The 15,964-nt window shown below is 72.6% G+C and carries 19 protein-coding genes; 6 read left to right on the top strand and 13 right to left on the bottom strand.

Annotated elements, in window-relative coordinates; genetic code table 11:
• Positions 1-157 precede the first annotated feature (157 nt).
• A complete protein-coding gene (locus ACFXPK_RS09480; RefSeq protein WP_384997364.1) occupies positions 158-331 on the bottom strand; it encodes a CsbD family protein in 174 nt (57 codons plus the stop codon).
• A gap of 270 nt (positions 332-601) precedes the next feature.
• Between ACFXPK_RS09480 and ACFXPK_RS09475 the strand changes: the two genes are divergently transcribed.
• Positions 602-1,255 (top strand): hypothetical protein, encoded by a 654-nt coding sequence (locus tag ACFXPK_RS09475; RefSeq protein ID WP_385073407.1) that lies wholly within the window; start codon positions 602-604, stop codon positions 1,253-1,255.
• Between the two features lie 19 nt (positions 1,256-1,274).
• Here ACFXPK_RS09475 and ACFXPK_RS09470 read toward each other — a convergent pair whose 3' ends face one another.
• Positions 1,275-2,135, bottom strand: coding sequence for a helix-turn-helix domain-containing protein (locus ACFXPK_RS09470; RefSeq protein WP_384997367.1), 861 nt, complete (start codon positions 2,133-2,135; stop codon positions 1,275-1,277).
• Between the two features lie 89 nt (positions 2,136-2,224).
• On the bottom strand, positions 2,225-3,046 hold the full coding sequence (locus ACFXPK_RS09465; protein ID WP_385073404.1) for a class I SAM-dependent methyltransferase: 822 nt from the start codon (positions 3,044-3,046) through the stop codon (positions 2,225-2,227).
• Positions 3,047-3,324: 278 nt separating this feature from the next.
• On the opposite strand from ACFXPK_RS09465, the gene ACFXPK_RS09460 reads away from it, so the two are divergent.
• Complete coding sequence (locus ACFXPK_RS09460) at positions 3,325-4,200, top strand: glycosyltransferase family 2 protein (protein ID WP_385073402.1); 876 nt, start codon at positions 3,325-3,327, stop codon at positions 4,198-4,200.
• A 100-nt stretch (positions 4,201-4,300) separates the two neighbouring features.
• Here ACFXPK_RS09460 and ACFXPK_RS09455 read toward each other — a convergent pair whose 3' ends face one another.
• On the bottom strand, positions 4,301-4,687 hold the full coding sequence (locus ACFXPK_RS09455; protein ID WP_385073399.1) for a DoxX family protein: 387 nt from the start codon (positions 4,685-4,687) through the stop codon (positions 4,301-4,303).
• A 253-nt stretch (positions 4,688-4,940) separates the two neighbouring features.
• Between ACFXPK_RS09455 and ACFXPK_RS09450 the strand changes: the two genes are divergently transcribed.
• On the top strand, positions 4,941-5,873 hold the full coding sequence (locus ACFXPK_RS09450) for an RNA polymerase sigma-70 factor (RefSeq protein WP_384997375.1): 933 nt from the start codon (positions 4,941-4,943) through the stop codon (positions 5,871-5,873).
• A gap of 104 nt (positions 5,874-5,977) precedes the next feature.
• Here ACFXPK_RS09450 and ACFXPK_RS09445 read toward each other — a convergent pair whose 3' ends face one another.
• The 3 genes from ACFXPK_RS09445 to ACFXPK_RS09435 form a co-directional block, all read right to left on the bottom strand.
• The gene (locus tag ACFXPK_RS09445; protein WP_384997377.1) at positions 5,978-6,481 is read right to left on the bottom strand and encodes a hypothetical protein; all 504 of its coding nucleotides are present in this window, start codon (positions 6,479-6,481) and stop codon (positions 5,978-5,980) included.
• 199 nt (positions 6,482-6,680) lie between these two features.
• Positions 6,681-7,112, bottom strand: coding sequence for an SRPBCC family protein (locus ACFXPK_RS09440; RefSeq protein WP_385073395.1), 432 nt, complete (start codon positions 7,110-7,112; stop codon positions 6,681-6,683).
• 77 nt (positions 7,113-7,189) lie between these two features.
• Entirely contained in the window at positions 7,190-7,651 is a 462-nt protein-coding gene (locus ACFXPK_RS09435; protein ID WP_385073392.1) for a MarR family winged helix-turn-helix transcriptional regulator, read from the bottom strand.
• A 116-nt stretch (positions 7,652-7,767) separates the two neighbouring features.
• On the opposite strand from ACFXPK_RS09435, the gene ACFXPK_RS09430 reads away from it, so the two are divergent.
• Positions 7,768-8,136, top strand: a complete 369-nt coding sequence (locus ACFXPK_RS09430; RefSeq protein ID WP_385073390.1) for a VOC family protein — start codon at positions 7,768-7,770, stop codon at positions 8,134-8,136.
• 7 nt (positions 8,137-8,143) lie between these two features.
• On the opposite strand, the gene ACFXPK_RS09425 is transcribed toward ACFXPK_RS09430, so the two are convergent.
• Positions 8,144-8,977, bottom strand: a complete 834-nt coding sequence (locus ACFXPK_RS09425; RefSeq protein WP_385073387.1) for a M55 family metallopeptidase — start codon at positions 8,975-8,977, stop codon at positions 8,144-8,146.
• 150 nt (positions 8,978-9,127) lie between these two features.
• On the opposite strand from ACFXPK_RS09425, the gene ACFXPK_RS09420 reads away from it, so the two are divergent.
• Positions 9,128-9,709 (top strand): ATP-binding protein, encoded by a 582-nt coding sequence (locus ACFXPK_RS09420; protein WP_385073385.1) that lies wholly within the window; start codon positions 9,128-9,130, stop codon positions 9,707-9,709.
• Here the strand turns inward: ACFXPK_RS09420 and ACFXPK_RS09415 are convergent.
• The 5 genes from ACFXPK_RS09415 to ACFXPK_RS09395 form a co-directional block, all read right to left on the bottom strand.
• Positions 9,678-11,843 (bottom strand): FUSC family protein, encoded by a 2,166-nt coding sequence (locus ACFXPK_RS09415; RefSeq protein WP_385073383.1) that lies wholly within the window; start codon positions 11,841-11,843, stop codon positions 9,678-9,680. The genes ACFXPK_RS09420 and ACFXPK_RS09415 overlap by 32 nt on opposite strands.
• 106 nt (positions 11,844-11,949) lie before the next feature.
• Positions 11,950-12,204: a DUF2630 family protein gene (locus ACFXPK_RS09410; RefSeq protein ID WP_385073380.1), complete on the bottom strand. Its 255-nt coding sequence runs from the start codon at positions 12,202-12,204 to the stop codon at positions 11,950-11,952.
• Between the two features lie 59 nt (positions 12,205-12,263).
• Complete coding sequence (locus ACFXPK_RS09405) at positions 12,264-13,361, bottom strand: endonuclease/exonuclease/phosphatase family protein (protein WP_385073377.1); 1,098 nt, start codon at positions 13,359-13,361, stop codon at positions 12,264-12,266.
• A gap of 183 nt (positions 13,362-13,544) precedes the next feature.
• Positions 13,545-13,937 (bottom strand): hypothetical protein, encoded by a 393-nt coding sequence (locus tag ACFXPK_RS09400; RefSeq protein ID WP_385007272.1) that lies wholly within the window; start codon positions 13,935-13,937, stop codon positions 13,545-13,547.
• 210 nt (positions 13,938-14,147) lie between these two features.
• A complete protein-coding gene (locus tag ACFXPK_RS09395; protein WP_385073374.1) occupies positions 14,148-15,047 on the bottom strand; it encodes a hypothetical protein in 900 nt (299 codons plus the stop codon).
• A gap of 365 nt (positions 15,048-15,412) precedes the next feature.
• On the opposite strand from ACFXPK_RS09395, the gene ACFXPK_RS09390 reads away from it, so the two are divergent.
• Positions 15,413-15,856: a hypothetical protein gene (locus ACFXPK_RS09390; protein ID WP_385007276.1), complete on the top strand. Its 444-nt coding sequence runs from the start codon at positions 15,413-15,415 to the stop codon at positions 15,854-15,856.
• Positions 15,857-15,964: the final 108 nt, after the last annotated feature.

The raw sequence follows: 15,964 nt of genomic DNA, 5'->3' as shown, positions 1-15,964 counted from the left end.
CTTCTGTGTCCGCGGGTGTGGGGTGGGGCGTCCCGGGGTGGGGGTCCCGAGTGGGGAGGGCCCCGCCCGCTCACCACCCTGTTCTTTGCCCTCGGGCCCCACCGCCCGAGGACTCTGCACACACGACCGCCTCTGCCGGAGGGGCCGGGCCACACGCTCATCGCTTGAACGCGTCCTTGGCCTTCTCGCCCGCCTGGCGCATGTCGCCCTTGGCGCGCTCGGCCCTGCCCTCGGCGGTCAGCCGCTCGTTGCCGACCGCTCGACCGACGGTTTCCTTGATCGCACCCTTGACCTGATCGGTCTTCGCGGAAGTCTTCTTGTCGGCGGTCATGTCGCGCTCCCTCAAGTGTCGAAATCGCTGACGCCAGCCCGTCTGCCCGGGCACTCCGGGGGCAAACCCCCGCTCTTCCACGATCGTCCGTCCGAGCCCTGTGCCGACCAATCGTGACGGAACGCGTTTACGGTCCCGCATCTCGGTAACACTCCGTAGCTAAGAGGCTGTGCGGCCCGACAGCACACCCGACAACTCAACAGCTCGACAGCCCAACAGCTCGACAACACAGCAGCTCGACAACACAGCAGCTCTGCGAAAGGCGGGACCATGTCTGTGATCACACTCGCTGTCCTGGCGGTACCGGTGGCGATCATCACCGCGCTGCTGCTCGCCAGCCCGGTCTCGGACCGGGCGTCCGGCGAGGGCGGCCTCCGCAAGGATCTACGACACCGCTTCGGCCCCGAGTTCGACCGTGTGACCGCCCGCCACCACGGCGACCCGAAGGCGGCCGAACGGGAACTGGCGGCGCGGCTGCGGCACTTCCGCGGTCTGCGGCTCAGGGAGCTGTCCGAGCCTGAGCGCGCCCAGTACTCGGCGCAGTGGACCGGCCTCCAGGAGCAGTTCGTGGACTGCCCGGGCGCGGTCGTGGCGAAGGCGAACGTCCTGCTGAACCGGCTCGCGATCGACCGGGGTCTCCCCGCCGAGTCCCGGGCCCGCCAGTTCGAGGCGCTGTCCGTGCTCCACCCGGAGCAGGTGGAGGGCGCGCGGCTGCTGGACGCCGTGGCCCGCCAGGCCGCCACGGGTGGCGGTACGGGCACGGACACCACCGGTGCGGGTGCCGACCCGGGCGGCGCGGAGACGATGCGGCACGCCATGATCGCGGGTCGCGCGCTCTTCGACACCCTGATCGCGCCGTCGGCGCAGGCGTCACCGTCGACTGCGCTGCCGTCGCGACGGGCCCCGCACCGCGCGTCCCACTGACGTCCGGCTGACGTCCGGCTCACAGCTCCCGGCGGAAGTCTGCGAGGATCCGCGTGGTCCGCCGCGCCGTCTCGGCGTGCGCGGCCATGCGGTCCATCGCCTCCTTGTGCTCCGCCACCTCGCGACGGCCGTCGAGGTAGAGGGCGCCCGTCAGATACTCGACGTAGACCATGTCGGGCATCTCGGGGACGGCGAAGCGGAAGACGACGAAGGGGCTGTACGTGCCGGGGTGGTGCCCGGCGGCGAACTCGGCCAACTGGAGCGTCACGTTCGGGAGTTCGGACGCCTCCAGCAGCCGGTCGATCTGGGCCCGCATCGCGGCGGGCGTCCCGACGCGGCGCCGGAGCACCGTCTCGTCCAGGATCGCCCGGAACGCGGGCGCGCCGGGCTTGGTCAGCAGCGTCTGTCTCTCCATACGGAGCGCGACATGGCGGTCGATCCGGTCAGGATCGCTCCGCCCGACCTCGCCGTTGGTCAGTATCGTCCGGGCGTACTCCTCGGTCTGGAGCAGGCCCGGCACGAAGTGCGGTTCGTAGCACCGGATGGTCCTGGCGGCCTCTTCGAGGCTGACATGGCCGCCGAACCAGTCCGGCAGTATGTCGTGGAAGCGCTGCCACCAGCCCGGCCGGTTGGCCTCCTCGGCGAGGTGGAGGAAGCTCTCCACCTCCCTGTCGGACACGCCGTACGCGGCGAGCAGGATCTGCACGTACGGGATCTTGAGACCGACCTCGGCCATCTCCATCCGGCGGATCGTGGCGGGCGCGACCCGCAGCAGTCCGGCGGCCTGGTCCCGGCCGAGGCCGGCTCTCTCGCGGAGGGCCTGGAGCTGCTTGCTGAGGACGAGTTGTCCGATCGTCGGGGCGGACCGCGGCTCACTCATGCCCCACCCCCCAGCTCCGACATGCGGGCAGTGTGCCACAGGAAGGTGATCGTGGACACAGGCGATGCCGAGATGACCACGGAGTGTGTTCAGCCCGTGGAAACCGTGGATTTCCCGGGGAATCCGGGTTCCTTGCGGGCGGTGATCAGCTCGTGGAGATACGTCTTGGTGATGTGCCCGCCGTACCGGCCGTCGATCAGTCCGCGGAGGTCCGACAGCAGCCCCTCGCGCGCGACGGGCTCCAGGGCGCGGTGTCCCGAGTAGGTCATCAGTACGTCGATGTAGGCGTCGGCGGAGTACGTGATCTCCCGCGTCCAGCGCGCCACGGAGACCGGCCCGAACCGTTCGGAGGCGGCCAGTTCCGCGGTGTCGGTCGCGACCGGCGCCGAGGCGCGCAGCCGCAGACCGGGCGGGGTCGCCGGGTCCCATCGCTCGTAGCACCGCTGGGCGTCCGCGAAGAAGGCGTCATCGCTCCGGGTGGTCTCCGAGGCCACATGGTGCGTGGTGACCAGCGCCAGCAGGCCGCCGTCGCGCAGCGCGTCCGCCGCCCTGTCCAGCCGTACGGCCGGGTCGAGCCAGTGGAAGGCGGTCGCCACGACCAGCGCGTCGTACGGCTCCGGGGGCGCCGCCCAGGTCTCGAAGGGCGCGACCACGACCTCGGCGGCCGGGTACGGCCCCAGGTTGCGCGACGCCACGGCCGCGAGGGACGGACCCAGCTCCACGGCGGTGACCGAGCAGCCGTACCGGGCCAGCGGTACGGTCAACTGCCCCGTGCCAGGACCCACTTCCAGGAGCCGTCGGCCGGGCCCGAGGCGCGCCGCCGCGGCCAGCGCCTCGACCAGCGGGGCCGGGTAGGCGGGGCGCGCCCGGTCGTACAGTTCGGCGTCCTCGTCGAATGTGTCCCGCAGCACAGTGCCTGGTCCCTTCGCGCGCTCTCGCTCTCCCGGCGTCCGCCCGGCCTGTCAGTCTCGCGGTCGCGCGCTCCCCAGGTCGCGCGAATTTCTCCGGCGCCCCGGCGGGGCGACACGGCGCGCTCCGGGGTGGCGAAGGTGAACCTTCGGGGTCCGCAGGAATATCTTCGGGTGTCCGGAGGATGGAGACCGCCGGTTAGCATCGACCGACCGGCCTTTCCGTCGTGCCGGTCTTCCGCTGTCTTTCGCAGCCCTTCAAGTGCTGGAGTGATCTGGACGTGTCCCGACCGCGTGTGGGTGTGGCCGTGCTGACCATGGGAACCCGGCCCGTCGAGCTGCGTGCTCTGCTGGATTCCGTGGCCAAGCAGCGGGAGGCCGCCACCCGGATCGTCGTCGTCGGCAACGGCTCCCCGCTGCCGGAGCTGCCCGAGGGCGTCATCGGGGTCGAGCTGCCGGAGAACCTCGGGGTCTCCGGCGGGCGCAATGTCGCCATGGAGAAGCTCCGCGAGGCCGGTGACGTGGACATCCTCGTCGACCTGGACGACGACGGGCTGCTCGTCGAGGCCGATGTGTTCACCCGTATCGCCGATCTGTACGAGGCGCGGCCCCGGCTCGGCATCGTCAGCTTCCGGATCGCCGACGAGACCGGCTACACCGCGCGGCGGCACATCCCCCGGCTGCGCGCGAAGGACCCGATGCGCGGCGGCGAGGTGACCACCTTCCTCGGCGGCGGGCACGCGCTGTCCATGCCGATGCTGGCGGAGACCGGCGGCTGGCCGGACGCGTTCTTCTTCACCCACGAGGAGACCGACCTCGCGTGGCGCGCGCTGGACTCGGGCTGGTCGATCCTCTACGAGCCGGAACTGGTCCTCCAGCATCCGCGCACCTCCCCCGCCCGGCACGCCGAGTACTACCGGATGACCGCCCGCAACCGCGTCTGGCTGGCGCGCCGCCATCTCCCCGCCGTCCTCGTGCCGCTCTACCTCGGTACGTGGATCCTGCTCACGGTGGCGCGTACGCGGTCGGTGAGCGGGCTGCGCGCCTGGTTCGGCGGATTCTCCGAGGGCCTGCGCACCGCGTGCGGGCCGCGTCGCCCGATCCGGTGGCGGACGGTACGGCGGATGACGGCACTGGGCCGCCCGCCGGTGATCTGAGCCGTACGGAGCACCGGGGGCGGAGCACCGCGGCCGGAGCGCCGCAACCGGAGCGCCGCGGCCGGAGCGCCATGTGTCCGGGGCCGGGCGGCCGGTCCGGTCAGCCGGTGAAGGACTCGGGCCCGAAGCGGCCCCATGCCAGGAAGAGGGCCAGGGCGAGGTAGATCACGTCGCCCGTGACCGTCAGCCGCTCGCCCCTGCGCAGCCGCATGGTCAGCGCGCAGGCGAAGAGCACCACCAGCCCGGCGGCGGTCAGCGGCACCAGCACCGGCGCGACACCGAGCACGGCGGGCAGGACGAGACCCGCCGCCGCCAGGAGTTCCACGGCGCCGATCGCCTTGAGGGCACCGGGGGTGAAGTCCTCGACCCAGCGGGTGGCGGCGCCGCCGATCCCCGCCAGCTTCTCCTTGGGCACGAACATCTTGGCGCTGCCGTTCAGGCAGATGAAGGTCAGCAGCCCGGCGATGATCCAGAGTGCGAGGTTCATCATCACTTCCTTGGTCGAGGATTACCTGCTTCCCTCTGGACGAGACGGCGCTCCCGCCGGTGACATGTCCCGACCGCCCACCCGATTCCCCCGTGACGTCCCGGGCTCTCCCGGGGCCTCCCGGGGCCCGCGGTGTCACAGGGCGGCGGGCTGTCCCGTCCAGAGGTCCGGGGGCGGAGTCACCGCCGCACACGGAGGAGAAGGCGATGGACCTGAGGGACGGGCGGCCGTACCACCACACCGGGGGCCGGGCATGAACAAGGCCGATGAGTTCGAGGAGCTGCGCCCGCTGGTGTTCTCGATCGCGTACCGGATCCTGGGCAGCGTGAGCGAGGCCGAGGACGCGGTGCAGGAGACCTGGCTGCGGTTCGACGGCTCGGCGACCGTTCCCACGTCGGTCAGGGCGTTTCTCTCCACCACGGTGACGCGGCTCTCGATCGACGTGCTGCGTTCCGCGCGGGTACGGCGGGAGGCGTACGTGGGCCCGTGGTTCCCCGAGCCGCTGCTGGACGATCCGTACCAGGACCCGGCGCGCGCGGCGGAGCTGGCCGACTCGGTGTCCATGGCGGCGCTGCTGCTCCTGGAACGGCTCAGCCCGCTGGAGCGGTCGGTGTTCGTGCTGCGGGAGGTGTTCGGCTTCGGGTTCGACGACATCGCCTCGGCCGTGGGGCGTTCGGAGGCGGCGTGCCGGCAGTTGCTGGTACGGGCGCGGCGGCACATGCGGGAGGGGCGGCCGCGGTTCGAGGCGGACCGGCGGAAGCGGCAGGAGCTGGCGACGCGGTTCTTCGGCGCGCTCAACGAAGGCGATGTCGAGGGCCTGCGGGAACTGCTCGCCGCCGATGTGCAGATGGTCGGGGACGGCGGTGGGAAGGCGCCGCAGCTCGCGAAGGCCGTCGTCGGCGCGGAGAACGTGGCGCGGCTGCTGGGCTCGGTCTTCCCGCTGCTGGTACGGATCGACGTGACGTGCGACCTGCACGAGGTCAACGGACAGCCCGGCGCGATCTTCCGCGACCGGGAGGGCAAGGTCCTCCATGCCCTGGCCCTGGACGTCCTCGACGGTCGGATCCAGACGATCCGCTCGGTGATCAACCCCGACAAGCTCGGCCATCTCGGACCGGTCGCGGACGCGTGGGCCGTCGACAGCGAGGTGAAGGAGGTCCGCAGGCGGATGAAGCGGCCCCGGTGACACCGGGGTTGTGGGTGCCGGTTCCGGTGCGTACCGGTGTGTACGGGTACTGCCGGGTGGTTCCGGGGACGCCCGCCCGCGTCAACGACGTACTGCCGGACTGCTCACTTGCGCTGGACGGGCGGGCAGGTCCCGGTCTTGTCGCCGATGGTGTTGATCTCGGCGTTGGACCGCGGGTCCCCCGCGTAGTCGAGCTGGTCGGTGCAGCTCTCCCCGTCGTTCTTCTGGGTACCCGAGGCGGCGCCGCCCTGCTCGGACTCCGACTCCGGGCAGGTGCCGGTGGACTCGCCGATCGAGTTGATCTCCGCGTTGGACCGGGAGTCCCCCGCGTAGTCGAACTGGTCGGTGCACTTCACGCTGCTCTTCTTCGGCGTACCGGACGCGGCGCCGCCCGTGGAGCCACCCGTGGTCTCGCCGGTGGAGCCTCCCGTGGAGCCGCCGTCGGACGATCCGTCCGGCGACGCGGTGGAGTCCTTGCCGCTGTCCGACGACTCGGTGCTCGAAACCGAGGTGGCGGGGTCGGATCCGACGGACGAGTCGCAGGCGGTGAGCGACAGGCCGACGGCCACAGCGGCCAGGGTGAGCACCGAGATCTTCCGAACGCGCATGACTTCCTCCGAATGTGCCCGTGCTCCTGATGAGCGGGCGTCCTGCCCCACCAGACACCGGAACCCTCCGTTCCCGTTGCGCGGGACAAGGCGTTAGGACACGCCTGTGACACGGGAGGCGACCGATGACGAGGTACGAGCGGATTTGCGAAGGTTACGGTCCGGTTCGCGCGGGCCCCTACGGTCCGTACGCGACCGCTCAGGAGTCCCGGCCGGACTCCATCAGCTCCTTGAGCCTGGTCAGGTCGGCGGCGACCGTCCCGGCGTCGTGCTCGAACTCGGCGTCGCCCATTCCCGGCTGCCTGCGGAGGGTGAACACCACTTCGCATCCGGCACCGTCGACGATCACGCGGACCGGGTTGTGAACGGTCTCCCCGGAGGGCAGCGTGACGTCATGGTCGAGCACGCCCAGCGCGTTGCGGGGTGCGAAGGCCACCTCGACCCGCCCCATGGGGGAGTCCGCGATCCACCGGTCCCCGCTCTTCTCGACGGAGCTTCCCAGCCCGAGGGCCCACGCGGGGAGGTTGGCCGGGTCGGAGGCGTAGGCGTAGACCTCGTCGACGGTGCGGTCGATACGGACACTGAGGTGGCGTGATTCCCCGCCGGTGGATTCCTTGCCGGTGCTGGTCATGGCGGCGATGGTAATGGGCTCCCGGCGCCGCCCTCTTGAACGAATCGGACACGCGCGGGCCGCCGGGCCGCCCGGCCTCACTCGGCGAGGGCGTCGGCCATGGTGTCGAGATCGGCGAGCAGGGCGGCGAGGCGCCGCCGGGGAACGGCCTCGATCATCCGCTCCTCGATGGCGTACACGGCCGTGCGCGCCGCGTGCAGACGCCGCCGGCCCGCCGGGGTGAGGTGGACGGGCAGGGCGCGGCCGTGGTCGGTGACGTCGGCCCGGTCGATGAGACCGGCGTCCCTCAGGCCGCGCAGGACGACATTGGCCGACTGCCGGGTGACGAAGGTGCCGCGCGCCAGATCGGCGTTGGAGAGACCCGGCCGCTCGTCGAGGAGTTCGAGGCAGGAGTACTGCGGGACGGTGAGGTCGTGCTCCCGCAGGGCCTTGTCCATGGCGCCGCGCAGGGCGGCCGAGGCGCGTTTGACGCGGTACCCCACGTGCTCGGTGATATGGCCGGCGGGGTGGGGCGGGGGCACGTGCGCTCGGTCTTCCATGTCAACATTTTGACATACACCCGAGGCGGTGCCTACAGTCACCGATGTCAAAGTCCTGACGTCAACCTCCTGACATCAAGGTCCTGACATCGAAGCACCGAAGCAAGGGAGACGCCATGTCCACCACCGTCGAAGGCCCCGACTTCATCGCTCTGCAGGTGAAGGACGTACCCGCAGCGGCCGCCTTCTTCGAGGAGCGCCTCGGCCTCCGCCGCGCCCCCGCCTCGCCGCCCGGCGCGGTGGTCTTCGCCACCAGCCCGATCCCGTTCGCCGTACGCGAGCCGCTCCCCGGCACCGACCTGGACGGCGGACGCCCCGGCCTGGGCGTGGCCCTGTGGCTGCGCACCACCGACGCGAGCGCCCTGCGCGAGCAACTGGTACAGGCCGACACCCCGGACGTCGGCCCCCTCCAGGACAGCCCGTTCGGCCCGATGTTCTCCTTCACCGGCCCCGAGGGCTACCGGCTGACCGTGCACGGAGGCTGACGCCCGGTCAGCCCGGTTTGATGGAGCAGAGCTGTGCGAGCAGCAGGATCAGCCGGTAGGCGTCGGGGAAGTCCGTGGTGGTGAAGGCGACCGTGCGGCCGCCGTCGGTTCCCGTACGGGAGACGCCGGGTACGAGGGTCGCCAGGTCGATCGTGGCCGGGTTGGCCAGGTCGACCTCCACGGCGAACGGACCCGGCAGGGTCAGCGGCGGGACCGCGCCGTGGCGGGTGACGGCCTCGGCGGCGGCGTGGCGCAGGCGCTCCCTGGCCTCCGCCGGGTGCAGGGCGATGGCGGCGGCGCCCGCGAGGGCCTGTTTGACGGGGACGGTGACGGCGGCGGGGACCAGGGCGCGCAGTTCGGCACAGGCGACGTCGTCGCCGCTGAGGAGCGCGACCGGTACGCCCAGGGCCCCGGCCATCGCGGCGTTGAGGCCGATCTCGCCGAGCGAGCGTCCGGCGACCCGTACGTCGAGGATGTCGCCGTTCATGGTGTGCGCGACGACGGCGGGACCGACGCCGGCGCGGGCGTGGTAGCCGACGAGCAGCAGGGCGTCGGTGTCCGCTTCGAGCCCGCCGAGCATGCCCAGCGGGCGCGGCTTGCCCCGTACCAGCCGGGCCCGGCGGTCGAGTTCCTCCGGCAGCAGGTTGCGGAACGGGCCGTGCGCGTCGGCGACCCGGACCTCCGCCGTGGGTTCGGCGTCGAGGACACCGGCGATCACGGCGTTCGCCTCGGCGGTCATCAGCGCCCGGCCGCGCGCGTAGTCGTACCGTTCGGGGTTCATCTCGGCGGGATGCACGAGCGCCGAGACGCCCTCCATGTCAACGGAGATCAGTACCTTCATGGTTGAAGGACCTTAGGGGCCGGATGCACATTCACCTACGGGTTCGGGGCACGCGGCGCCGCCGTTGAGCGGAGGGCGAAACGCGGCTCCTGGGACGAGATATGTCGGTCTGGAAAACGTAAATGTCCTGTTACGGGGAAGTTCCTTCCCATGAACCACGACGCCCCCATGAAGCAGGACGACGAACAGCGCGATCCGCAGGGCCAATACGTCACTTTCCGCCTCGCCAGCCACCCCCGCAGCGTCGGCCGGGCGCGCCATGTGCTGCGGGCGCGGATCGGGTTGGCCGGGGATCAGGGCGCGACCGCGGCCCTGTTGCTGTCGGAACTCGTCACCAACGCGCTGCGGCACGGCAGTCCGCCGGGCCGGGAGATCGCCGTCACCCTGTTCCGCGCCGACGGGGTGTTCCGGGTGGAGGTCGAGGACGCGGGGGACCATCTGCCACGGCCACGCGTCCCGGAGGTGGAGGACGAGTGCGGGCGGGGGCTGGCGCTGGTCGCGGCGCTGGCGGACGACTGGGGTGTGGCGCCGCGCCGGGGGCCGGGCAAGCGGGTCTGGGCGCTGCTGAAGGTCCCGCCGGGCGGGGGCGGTACGCCGGAGACCCTCCCGTCGGGGACCGCGTCAGGGGTCTCCCCCGGGACCACCCCGGGGATCACCCCCGGTATCCCGCCCGGGCCCGCCCCGACCGGCGCGCCCGGTGTCACGCCGGGGGACGTGGTGCCCGGCCGGTGAGGCCCGTGCGGCGCTGCGGGGAGGCGATGGCGCGGGCGCCCCGTACCTCCTGGCGCAGCGGGGCCAGTACGCCCTTCTCGTCGCCGCCGAGGTCCGCCCGTACCTCCACCAGCACGGCGCTCGACCGCATACCGTCCGCCAGTTCGCGCAACTGGCGCTCGATCGCGGCGACCTCGGCGGGCGCGGGCGGCGCGGCGCCGTGGTCGACACGGACCCGGGCCGCCGTCGCGGCGTCCACGACGCGTTCGACGGCGACGAGCAGCGGCCACCAGGCGCGGGCGCGCGTCCCGGTCGGCGGGGGCTCGGTCAGGGCGCGCTGGAACTCGGTGCGCACGACGGACAGATCGCGGTAGATACGGCGGCGCGTGCGCACCCGCTCCGCGCGGTCGGCGTCGGGCGGCGCGGCGAACGCGCACCGTACGTACTCCGCCGTCTCCTCGACCGCGTCCGCCAGCCGGTCCCCGATCCGGGTGTGCCAGCTCTCCGGCCAGAGCAGATACCCCGCGATCAGGGCGATCGCGCACCCCATCATGGAGTCGACGAAGCGCGGCAGCAGCAGACCGGAGCCCTCGTGGCTGAGGAGGTCGGAGAGGAGCAGGATGACGGGGGTGATGGCCGCCGTCTGGAACGCGTACCCCTTCGCCGTCATCGCGGGCACGATCCCCGCGATGACCAGCATCACCGCCACGTCCCACCAGCCGCGCGCCACGTGCGAGAGGATCGCCGCCGCGACGACGAGCCCGGCCACCGTGCCGAGGGCGCGCAGCACCGCCCGGGAGAAGACCGAACCGTAGTCCGGCTTGAGGATGAAGGTGACGGTGAGGGCCACCCAGTACGAGCGCGGTACGGGGATGAGGGACACCAGCGCCTGGGAGAGCCCGATGCAGAGCGCGAGCCGCAGTCCGTACCGCCAGGAGTCCTCGGAGAGCAGCACGTCACGGGTGGCGCGGCGGACGCGGACCCGGAGGGCGGCGGGGCGGCCGAGCCGGTCGTCGACGTTGTACGGGTCGGGCTCCGCGTGGTGCACGACGGAGGTGGCGTGGCGGAGCGCGGCGTCGACGGCGCGCTCCGCCGGGCCGGCGCCCGGCGGAAGGGCGCGGTCGTCCGGTACGCCCCCGGCGCGCGGGCGGCCCGTGGCGACCGCGTCCGCCAACTCCCGTACGGCGGCGGGCACGGCGTCCGGCAGCGGACGGCCGCGCAGATGGGCGGCGGGGGCGGCCTCCACCAGCGGGATGACGACGTTGAGCTCCGCGAGCAGCCGTACGAGCGGTTCCGAGCGCCCGTGTTCGCGGGCGCGGCGGGCGAGGACGAGGTCGTACGCCTCGTTGAGGGAGTCGGTGACGGCCTGCCGTCTCGTGTCGTACGCGTCCCGCTCAGGCCCGGGGAGCCCGCCGGTTCCGTGGCGGCCCGCCGCGGCGAGGAGGTCGGCCACCGCGCGGTAGGTGGCGGCCACGGCGGCGCGTTCCGGTTCGAGGCCGCGCAGCGGCCAGGCCAGCAGGGACAGCAGCAGGATGAAGAGCCCGCCGAGGGTGAACAGCAGCGGCGCCACCCACCAGGGCTCCGGCATCGCCAGCCCCGCACCCAGAACGGCGAAGAGGAGGAGCTGGAGCCCCGACGACGAGGCGACCGCACCGATGGAGGACATCATTCCGGAGACGAGCGCGAGCAGGGTGAGCACGCCGACCGCCCACCAGCCCCGGTCGAAGACGAGCGCGCCGAGCGTGACGCCGACGGCGCCGAAGAGCTGGGGAACGGCGATGTTGAAGATCCGCATCCGGTACGCGTCGGCGGTGTCGCCGATGACGCCGTACAAGGCGCCGAGCGAGGCGAGCGCCCCGTAGGCGGGCCGGTCGACGGCCAGACCCACCGCGAGGGGGACGGCCATGCCGACGGAGGCACGGGCGACGGCGGCCCACGGGACGGGGGCGGAGCTGGGACGCAGCCCCGCGAGCAGCCAGGGGGGCGCGGCGGGACGGCGCGGCGAGGGCGGGCTCGGGGGCGCGGGGGCCGGATTCGGACTCGGGTCGCCGCTCGGGTCGTCCGCGTCCGGGCGCGCGGGGTCCCGGCCCGTGGCGGGTTGGTTCAGGCTCGGGTCGTCGCTCGGGTCGTCGCTCGGGTCGGAGTGTTCTCCCATGGCGCCAGGGTGACGTACGAGGCCTGGCGGGGCCGACACCGGTGCCCGGCCCGGCGCTCCACGCGCGGGACCGCGTACCCCCGCGACGGAGACGGGGGCCGATGGGCTACGCCTGGTAACCCTCGACCTCGTTCGCCGGCCGCACCCGCGCCTCGTCCGGGTTCTCCCCGAACTCCGACTTGGCGCGGCGCTGGCGCAGCAGGTCCCAGCACTGGTCGAGCTGGACCTCCACGGAGCGCAGCCGCGTCTCCTCGTCCGGCGCGAGGCCGAGGCGCCGGGTCGAGCGGTCGCGCAGGGCCCGCTCCTCCGCGACGAGCGTGTCGATGTCGCGCAGGATGTCGGCATTGGGTTCGTCGTTCATGTTCCGATCGTCACGCCGGGCCGCCCCGCCCGCACGTCGGGCCGGGCGGGGCCCGGGGATCAGCGGAGTTCGAGGCCGACGAGCAGCGACCGGTGGTCGGTGTCCGCCAGGTCCAGGAAGCGGGCGCTCCGTACGGAGAAGTCGTCGCTGACCAGGACATGGTCGATCTGCGCGCCCAGCGGCCTGGGCAGGTCGGTGGGCCAGGATGGGGTGCGGCCCGCGCCCGCCAGGAGCGCGCTGTCGCGGAGCCCGCCCGCGTCCAGGACGGCGCGGAACGCGGCGTGGTCGCGGGTGGCGTTGAAGTCGCCCGCGAGGATCAGCGGCGCGTCGGCCGCCTTCTGCGCGGCGGCGAACGTACGGATACGGCCCAGCTCCGTGTGCCAGTCGTCGACCATGCCCGGGATGGGCGGCAGCGGATGCGCGAGCTGGAGCCGCACCGTACGGTCCCCGACGCGTGCCGTGGCCCCGGGCATCGCGAGGAGTCCGGGGATGCGCGCGGTGTCGGTGAGCGGGAAGCGGGAGAGGATCGAGGAGCCCTCGGCGCTGCTGGCCTTGACGACGTTCCGGTACGGGTAGTCGGCCGCCGGTATCAGGACGTCGAGGAGTTCCACGCAGCGGAACTCGCATTCCTGGACGAAGACGAGGTCGGGCTTCTCGTCGCGGATCACATCGATCAGGCCGCGCGTGGCCAGCCCGTACTCGACGTTGGAGGTCAGCACCTTGAGCGTGACGGGAGCGGCGCCGCCGGCCCGGCCGTGCGACGCGGACGCGGCCTCCGTGTCGAACGGCCGCAGGAACCACCCCCCGGCGCCGACCACGACCAGCGCCCAGACCACCCCGGTTCGCCAGCGCAGCAGCGCGGTGAGGAGCAGGGCGACGGCGGAGGGGACGAGCAGCCAGGGCAGGAAGGCGAGGAGCTGCGGTACAGGGGTGATGCCGTCGCTGCCCAGCGCGCGGCAGCCGAGGAGGACGGTCGCGGCGAGGAGGAACAGGCCGGTGGCCAGGCGCAGCAGACGCTGGAGGAGCGGGCGGGCGACGGGCGGTGACGGCGCGTCCGTACGGCCGTCCCCGTCCCCGTCGGTGCCGGGGTCGTCGGGGACCTGTGCGTTCCTGCTGTCCGTGCCGCTCACGTGGTCCGTACGGTTCGGGCTGTTCAACGGAGTTGGCCTCTCGCGCTCGGCCTGAGGGAAGTCACGGCCTGATGGAGGTCACCATTTTCGCGCACGCCCGGACACCGCACGCCCGGACACCGCACACACGTGAGGGCGGGAACAGCGACGACTACCGCTGTTCCCGCGAGGTTGGTCGGGATTCTCTCTCTGTTCCGGGGTGCCGGACCGTCAGGTTCTCGTGCCCGATCCGGCTCGTGCTCCGGCATCGAGTGCGCCCCGATCCGAGGCCAGCGCCCAGATGACGAACGCCGACAGCGCGATGCCCACGATGGCCCACACCGGCTGGTGCGGCAGATACATGAACTGCGCGATCAGATTCAGAGCCGCAAGTCCCATGGCCACGTACCGTGCCCACCTGGCCCGTGCGAGGAGCGCCATACCGACGACGGCGAGCAGAACGCCTATCGCCAGATGGATCCAGCCCCACGAGGTCAGGTTGAACGAGTAGGTGTAACCGGCGGTGTTGAGGAACGCGTTCCTCCTGATCGCCGCTATCCCCTGGAGGATGTCCGTCACTCCCATGACCAGCAGGATGACGCCGGCGAAGAGGCTACCGCCCACTGCCCAGGCAGCCTTCCTTTCCGCATGGGCTCCCGTGCCGTGTCCTACACCGGTGGTTCCCATGCCCATTCCAGTACCAGTACCTGTGCCTGTGCCCATGCCCGTGGTGGGGGGCCGCTGTGCTGTGTTCTGGCTCATATCCCCATGGTGCTCCAAGCGGAACAAAAGGGACATTCGACCGGGTGATATCGGCATAAAGATTGAGTAAAGTCAGGCGCGGCGGCTCTGCCGGCCCCGCTCCCGGCGCCCCGTGAGGGGCCCCACCACCCAGGTGACCAGGGCCAACAGGAGCCCCGCGCCCAGCAGGGACCAGCCGGTGATACGGAGCGAGCCGGTCAGCGCGTCGTAGAACGCGGCGCAGGCCACCCGGTCGCCACCGGCCGGCAGGTCCTGGAGCACGGTCCCCCGCGCCACCGCGACGACCACGACCAGCAGCGCCCCGCCCGCCGCGACCGCGAGGCCGACACCGGTCCCCGCCCGGCGCCGGCGGCCGGCCGGGGCGACCAGTACGGCCACCGCCGCGAGCAGCACCGCCGCGACGGCCGGCCAGATCCCGGCGGCGCGCAGCCCTTCGGCGACCTCGCGCCAGACGCCGAGTCCGTTGGCCTCCAGGACGACGATCCGGCTGTCCCGTACGGGAATCCGGTCGGCGAAGGGCACCCCGTCGGCCACCAGTTGGGCCTTGACCTGCCGGACCACGGGCGCCAGATCGAGGGTCACGGCGTTGCCCCGCCCACCGGCCAGGGCCTGTTCCACCGTGGAGTGGAGGGCACGCACGGCCGTCCGCCACGCGTTCTCGAACGCCTCGGACCCGGTGAAGGAGAGCACCGCGTCGTGCAGCAGACCCCGCACCGCCCGCCGCGCGTCCTCCTGGAACGGCCCCACGTCGAATCCGCTGCTGTCGAGCTCCGACATGACCTGGTCCGTGATCCGGTCCGCGAGGGCCGTCCGTACGGCACGGTCGGAGCCCAGTGGCGCGGTGGCGGCCACGAAGCGGCGGGTGTCGCCGATCTCCAGATCGGACCAGGCGGCGACCGCGCTGAGCGGGGTGAGGACCGTCAGCAGAAGGATCAGCGCCAGGGAGAGGGAGGTCCGGTGGTTGGTCCGCACCCCTCAAGGGAACGCGGACCGGCCGGGGCGCGCGAGCGGTGCGCCGCCGACCCGGTGAGGGGCGGAGGAAGGGCGAGAGAAGGGCGAGAGAAGGGGCGGGAGGGACGAGGACCGGAGGGAAATATGGGCGAACAAGGGGGAAGCCGGGCTTGACGGGCGCGATGGGCGGGTGTGCTCTGGAGGAAGTGGGGGCGTGGGGGGTGTGAGGGAAGGAGTTCCCGGTCATGGCCACACCTGTTCTGCCCGGACGGCACGGCGGCGGCGCCCCGCTCCGTACGCCAGGAGCCCGCCCGCCAGGAGCCCGCCCGCCGGAAGCCCGCCCGTCAGGAGCCCATGCGTCAGGGGTCCGTGCGCCGGAGGCGCGGATGCCCGGGGCGCACCGTACGTACGAGCCGGCGGGCGCCCATGGCGGACACACCGGCCAGGGCGCGCACGGCGTGCGCTCCGGGCGCGGCGGGCGGCGCGTCTCCCCGCTCGCGATCGGCGTACCGCTCTTCCTCGGCATCGCCTACGGCGCGTACGCCCAGGCCATCGCGCGCAGCGGCGGCCCCGCGACCTGGGGGCAGCTCGCCCTGGCGCTGATCTCCGGGGCGGCGTTCGCGCTGCTGCTCTTCGGACTGCTCAGGGTGGAGCACTCCCTGCCGCGCGAACTCAGGGCGGCGGCCTGGGGCGTGCTGGTGGGCGGGTCCATCGGCTTCCTCTACAGCCTCACCGGGCACAGCGTGCTGCTGTCCTCGGGGATCGGCCTCGCGATCGGCGCGGGCACGGTCATCGCCACCTTCTACCGCTTCTACACCCGAGAACCCTGAGGCCCAGGACGGCCGCGGGGGGGGCCCCACGGGGTGGGGGCGGGAGCGGAGGGGGGGGGGGGGGCGCGGGAGACAGGGGAGAGTGAGGCGCGCGGCGCGCAGCAAGAG

Origin of the sequence: Streptomyces sp. NPDC059142, assembly GCF_042755665.1 — a bacterium.
Lineage (GTDB): Bacteria > Actinomycetota > Actinomycetes > Streptomycetales > Streptomycetaceae > Streptomyces.
The sequence above is the reverse complement of the archived record's forward strand: the minus strand, read 5'-3'. Positions and strand labels throughout refer to the sequence as shown.